Here is a 5743-nt window from a genome sequence, read left to right on the forward strand (position 1 = left end):
GGGTTGGTCGGTGCGCTGTTGATCGGATCGGTGACCGGGCGGAGCCTGGCTCGCCTTCACGGAAAACCGTTTCTGGGGGTCCATCACCTGGAGGGGCACCTCTGCTCGGTCCAGCTGGGAGATCCCCTGCCGCCGGGACCCTATTTGGTGCTTCTGGTCAGCGGTGGGCACACCGAGATGATCCGTGTGGATGGTCCCGGTGACTACACGCGTCTTGCGCGCAGTCGCGATGACGCCGCCGGTGAGGCCTTCGACAAGGTCGCCCGTCTATTGGGCCTGGGCTATCCGGGAGGCCCGGCCGTTCAGGCCGCCGCCGCCAGTGGCGATTCCAAGCGTTTCAGCCTTCCCAAGGGCCGGGTGTCTCGGCCCGAGGGGGGCTTCCATCCCTACGACTTCAGCTTCAGCGGTCTCAAGACAGCGGTTCTGCGGCTGGTCAATCAACTGCGGGCCGAGGAAGCCGCCGGCGGCGAGCCCTTTCCCTTGGCGGATGTGGCGGCGAGCTTTGAGCAGGTGGTCGCCGACGTCCTGGTCGAGCGCACGACCCGCTGCGCCCGCGATCAGGGACTGAAGACCATCGTCATGGTGGGCGGAGTGGCGGCAAACCATCGTTTGCGCGCGCGGCTGGAGGAGCGTTGCCAGGCGCTTGCGCTCGAGTGGCGGGTAGCGCCCCTGGCCTACTGCACCGATAACGCCGCAATGATCGGTGTGGCGGCCGAACAGCGCTTCCGTGCTGGCGCACAAAGCTCGATCGAGTTGGCTGTGACGCCCAGGCTTCCCCTGGAGCAGGCTCCGGTTCTTTATGAACCCCAGGCGCCCTTCTGATTTCCGTAGGCTGCTTGGAGTTTGAAGGCAGAGGCGATGGCCACTGCAGACTCCGCCCCTACCCCAGACCAGGTTGTTGAAGCAGCTCCTGAGGAGCTGAACCAGTGGAAGCGCGGCTTTACGCCTCAGGCTGAAATCTGGAACGGCCGCATGGCGATGGTGGGCCTCTCCGTTGGCTTGAGTGTCTTGCTGATTGCCCGCCTCGCCGGCAAGGTCTAGTCCTTGCCCCGCAGGGCCTGGCCAAGTTCGTTGGGCTTGAGGCTTTGGGCGAGGGCCGCCTCGGCTGAAGTCCTTCCCCCTTCCACCAAGGCGATCAGGGCCTGATTGGCGGTTTGCATGCCATCAAAGCCGCTGCGGGCCATGATCGATTCGATCTCTTCAAGCTCACCGCGCTCGAGGTAGTCCTTGCAGGCGTCGGTGTTGATCAAGATGTCGTGAAAGGCGGCGCGTTTGCCGTCGCTCGTTTTGATCAGCCCTTGGGCGACCACCCCGAGCAGGCTTTCCGCCAGGGAGCGCCGCAGACTGCCTTGGTCCTGGGGCGGAACCATCCCCAGAACCCGCTCGACGGTTTTGACGGCCGAATTGGTGTGCAGGGTGCCGAAGACCAGGTGACCGGTCTGGGATGCCTCAAGGGCAGTGGTCAGGGTCTCTCCGTCGCGAATTTCCCCAATCAGGATCACGTCGGGGTCTTCCCTGAGGGCAGCCCTGAGGGCACTGGGAAAGTGCTTGGTGTGCTGCCCGACTTCGCGGTGGCGAATCAAGGACTGCTGGCTGCGGTGCACAAATTCCACCGGGTCCTCAATCGTGAGGATGTGACAGGCCCGGTTGCGATTGATCCAATCGATCATCGCGGCGAGGGTTGTGCTCTTGCCTGACCCGGTGGGACCTGTGATCAGCACCAGGCCCTTGGGTTTGGAGGCCAGCTCCTGCAGCACTGGGGGGAGCTGGAGCTCCTCAAGGCTGGCGATGGTTTGCGGAATCAGCCGCAGCACCATCGCGGGTCCCCGCAGGGAGTCCAGGAGGTTGATGCGGACCCTGACAAAGGAGAAGGCGTGGGAGCCATCAAATTCCTTGTCCCGCTGGAAGGTATCGATCTGAGCGGGGCTCAGCATTTCCCTGAGCCAGTGCTGGAAGCCCGCGGCATCGGTGACGGGCCAGCCCGTGCGCAGCATCTCGCCGCGGTCGCGGTAGCGGGGTTCCTCGCCCACCCCAAGGTGGACATCGGAGAAGCCCTGCTCCGCAGCAAGTTTGACGATGCCTTCGAGTGAGCTGGGTTGCTGCCCTTGGAGGGCTCCATCCAGTGGCTTAGTCGGGCTTTCTGCTGCTGCCGTTGCCTGCTCTGGGAACAGCCCGATGGGGAAGGGCGAACTGTTGCTCACTGGCCCGCAGGCGCGCTGCCGTCACTGTTGCTGCAAATCCGATCAGGGGCAGCTTTTTTGCCCGCCATCTTTAGGATCCAGAGGTCTGCCAACGGCACCTGAGTGAGCGCTCCCCACAACGTCTGCATCGTGTTGGGAACCCGTCCGGAGGCGATCAAGCTCGCTCCGGTGATCCAGGCCTTCCAGCAGTCCGATGACTTCAACACCCGGGTGGTGCTGACCGGTCAGCACCGGGAGATGGTGACCCAGGTGATGGACCTGTTTGACCTGCAGGCCGACCACGACCTGGCCTTGATGGCCCCCAAGCAAACCCTGACCCACATCACCTGCGCGGCGCTGCAGGGGTTGAAGGCTGAGTTTGAGCAGTTCCCCCCTGACTTGGTCTTGGTGCAGGGGGACACCACGACGGCCTTTGCTTCCGCTTTGGCGGCGTTCTACGAGCAAATCCCTGTGGGCCACGTGGAAGCGGGCCTGCGCACCGACAACATTTTTGATCCCTACCCCGAGGAGGCCAACCGCCGTCTGATCTCCCAGGTGGCCTTGCTGCACTTTGCTCCGACCCACGTCTCGGCCCGCAACCTCGCGGCCTCTGGGGTGGTGGGCCAAACCATCACCACCGGAAACACGGTGATTGATGCGCTGTTGTTGATGGCGAAAAAAGCTCCCCCGTTTGAGCTGCCGGGGTTGGACTTTGAGAAGCAGCGGGTGATCCTGGCGACGGTCCACCGCAGGGAGAACTGGGGCGAGCGGCTCCAGGAGATCGGCAAGGGCTTTTTGGCGGTGCTGGAGCGCTACCCCGATACGGCGCTGCTGCTGCCGCTGCATCGCAACCCAACGGTGCGGGAGCCCCTGCAGGCACTCCTGGGCGATCACCCCCGGGCGTTCTTGACCGAACCCCTGGACTACGACCGTCTGGTGGCGGCGATGCGCGGCGCGACGCTTCTGTTGACGGACTCCGGTGGACTGCAGGAGGAGGCTCCGGCCCTGGGTAAGCCGGTCCTGGTGCTGCGGCGCACCACCGAGCGGCCCGAGGCCGTGGATGCCGGCACCGCCAAGCTGATCGGCACGGATTCCGCTGACATTCTCCGGGAGGCTTCGCTGCTGCTGGATGACGCCGAGGCCTACGAAGAGATGTCCAGGGCGCACAACCCCTTCGGGGATGGCCAGGCCAGCACGCGCATCCTGGAGGCCTGCCGCAGCTTCCTCAACGAGCGCCGCCATGCGGCGGCTGAGGCGCAGGTTTAGTTCGAATCGCCTTTGCGCTTTGCCCAGGGGGGCAGGTCGATAAAGACCCGTGTCCCGGGCTTGATGCCGTCAAGGATTTGGGTGTTGCGGCCGCTACTGGCTCCGAGGGTCACGGCTTGGAACTTGGGCTGGTTGCCCGGGCCCACCAGCAGCACCCCAGGCTTACCCCGCTCGGTCACGACCGCCACCGTCGGCACCAGCGTCCGCGGGGGGAGGTTCCCGGTATTGAAGTCGATGTCGGCGGTCATGCCGATGCGCAGTTCAGGCGCCGGCTCGACGAACTTCAGGGTGACCTCAAAGGAGGTGACGTTGTTGAGCTTGGCCGCGCGCGGAGCGATCTGACGGACCTGGGCCTTGAAGCGACGGTCCGGGAAGGCATCGACGCGCACCGAGCCGGTTTGCCCGAGCCTGATCCGGCCGATGTCGCTTTCTGGCACCTTGGCCACGGCCTCGAGGCCCTGGGCTAACTCGACGATGGAGGAGCTGCTGGCACCGGCGGAGGCGGAGGCCGAGGTGGTGGGCGTCACGTAGGCCCCAGGGTCGGCAAACCGCGCGGTGATGGTTCCTGCAAAGGGAGCGCGGACGACCAATTCACTGCGCTCCATCTCGCGCTGCTCCAGCCGCTGTTGGGCAGCCTCGACGGCGGCGCGGTCGACGAGGTAGGCCGCCTTGGCGCTGTTGTAGTTGTCCTGGCTAATGGCGCCGTTGCGCACCAGGTTTTCCCGGCGTTGCAGTTCGCTCTGGCTACGCGCCTGTTGGGCTTTGGCCGATTGCAGTTGGGCGGAGAGCTCCTCGAGCCGGTCCTGAAGGTCACCCCCATCCATCAGGGCCAGGGCCTGGCCGGCTTTGACGCTGTCGCCCTCTTCCACATAAAGGGTCTTGAGTACCCCTTGGCGTTTGGGGCTGACGTTGACCAGGCGGAAGGCCTCCAGTTCGCCACTGGCCGTGATCAGGCCCGGCAGGGAGCCTTCCTCGGCGACGGAGGTGTAAGTGTTGAGGCTGCGGGCTTGCTTGGCGCTCCGGCTGAGGTTGAGCGCCGTTGCTCCACCGGCAATCAAAACGGTCCCGGCCAGGGCGGCGGCCCAGAAGCGACGACGGGCCAGCCAGGGGCGATCAGCCGCCAGTCTCTTGAGGCTCAAGGTGTTGCCTTGCAGCCAGGTCGCAACAGGTTGTTTTCGACGACGGTCTTGGAGCATCGCGTTGACCTGCCTGGCTCCCGGTGTCACCCCAGTCTTCCTGGTGGCGGGCAGCGGGCGGGGGTTCGGTCAGGGAGGGATCACCGCCATCGAGGGCAAACCGTAGATTCCATCGATGCTTAAAGCCGGAATCGTGGGGCTGCCCAATGTGGGCAAGTCGACCCTGTTCAACGCCTTGGTGGCCAATGCTCAAGCCGAAGCCGCCAACTATCCCTTTTGCACGATTGAGCCGAACTCCGGTGTGGTGGCGGTTCCTGATCCCCGCCTGCAGCAGCTCTCGGATCTGAGCAAGAGCAAGGAGCTCATCCCGACGCGGGTGGAGTTTGTCGATATCGCCGGCCTGGTGAAGGGCGCCAGCCAAGGGGAAGGACTGGGCAACAAATTTCTGGCCAACATCCGGGAGGTGGACGCCATCGTCCACGTCGTGCGTTGCTTCGAGGACGACGACGTGATCCACGTGAGTGGGTCGGTTGGACCCGCCCGCGATGCCGAGGTGATCAACCTGGAGCTGGGCCTGGCGGACCTGTCCCAGGTGGAGAAACGCCGCGAGCGTCTGAAAAAGCAAGCGCGCACCAGCAAAGAAGCCCAGGCGGAAGACGAGGCGCTTGAGCGCATCCAGGCGGTGCTGGAGCAGGGCGGTGCCGCCCGCAGCGTCAGCCTCACAGAGGAAGAGGCCGCGATGATCAAGCCCCTGGGCTTGCTGACGGCTAAGCCAATCATCTACGCCACCAACGTCAGCGAAGACGACCTCTCCAGTGGCAATGCCTACTGCGAGGAAGTCGCGGTCTTGGCGGAGAAAGAGGGTGCAGGAACCGTGCGCATCTCCGCGCAGGTGGAGGCGGAACTGATTGAGCTGCCTGAAGAGGACCGTGCTGAATTCCTGGAAGGCCTGGGGGTTGAAGAGGGTGGTCTGCAGAGCCTGATCCGGGCCACCTACAGCCTGCTGGGCCTGCGCACCTATTTCACGACGGGTGAAAAGGAAACCCGTGCTTGGACGATCAAAGCCGGCATGACCGCTCCCCAGGCCGCTGGTGTGATTCACACCGACTTCGAGCGCGGCTTTATTCGGGCCCAGACCATTGGCTACAAGCAGTTGCTTGA

6 protein-coding genes are annotated in these 5743 nt (G+C 64.5%); 4 read left to right on the top strand and 2 right to left on the bottom strand.

The window, feature by feature from the left end:
- On the top strand, nt 1-822 hold an 822-nt coding region (tsaD, locus tag QZ189_RS10395), incomplete at its 5' end, for a tRNA (adenosine(37)-N6)-threonylcarbamoyltransferase complex transferase subunit TsaD (protein ID WP_296421716.1).
- 36 nt (nt 823-858) lie between these two features.
- On the top strand, nt 859-1041 hold the full coding sequence (locus QZ189_RS10400; RefSeq protein WP_010317973.1) for a high light inducible protein: 183 nt from the start codon (nt 859-861) through the stop codon (nt 1039-1041).
- On the opposite strand, the gene QZ189_RS10405 is transcribed toward QZ189_RS10400, so the two are convergent.
- Nucleotides 1038-2123: a type IV pilus twitching motility protein PilT gene (locus tag QZ189_RS10405; protein WP_296421719.1), complete on the bottom strand. Its 1086-nt coding sequence runs from the start codon at nt 2121-2123 to the stop codon at nt 1038-1040. The genes QZ189_RS10400 and QZ189_RS10405 overlap by 4 nt on opposite strands.
- Before the next feature lie 180 nt (nt 2124-2303).
- Between QZ189_RS10405 and wecB the strand changes: the two genes are divergently transcribed.
- Nucleotides 2304-3446, top strand: coding sequence for a UDP-N-acetylglucosamine 2-epimerase (non-hydrolyzing) (gene wecB, locus QZ189_RS10410; RefSeq protein WP_296415978.1), 1143 nt, complete (start codon nt 2304-2306; stop codon nt 3444-3446).
- Here the strand turns inward: wecB and QZ189_RS10415 are convergent.
- A complete protein-coding gene (locus tag QZ189_RS10415; RefSeq protein ID WP_296421717.1) occupies nt 3443-4642 on the bottom strand; it encodes an efflux RND transporter periplasmic adaptor subunit in 1200 nt (399 codons plus the stop codon). The two genes, wecB and QZ189_RS10415, sit on opposite strands and share 4 nt — an antisense overlap.
- 115 nt (nt 4643-4757) lie before the next feature.
- Between QZ189_RS10415 and ychF the strand changes: the two genes are divergently transcribed.
- On the top strand, nt 4758-5743 hold a 986-nt coding region (gene ychF, locus QZ189_RS10420), incomplete at its 3' end, for a redox-regulated ATPase YchF (protein ID WP_296421718.1).

Source organism: Vulcanococcus sp. CPBay_Sum15L08_68, assembly GCF_017855895.1.
Taxonomy (GTDB): domain Bacteria; phylum Cyanobacteriota; class Cyanobacteriia; order PCC-6307; family Cyanobiaceae; genus Vulcanococcus.

Excerpts from the sequence above, each read along its gene's own strand:
- QZ189_RS10400 (WP_010317973.1), top strand. The coding sequence starts at position 859 with ATGGCCACTGCAGACTCCGCCCCTACCCCAGACCAGGTTGTTGAAGCA.
- QZ189_RS10415 (WP_296421717.1), bottom strand. The coding sequence starts at position 4,642 with ATGCTCCAAGACCGTCGTCGAAAACAACCTGTTGCGACCTGGCTGCAA.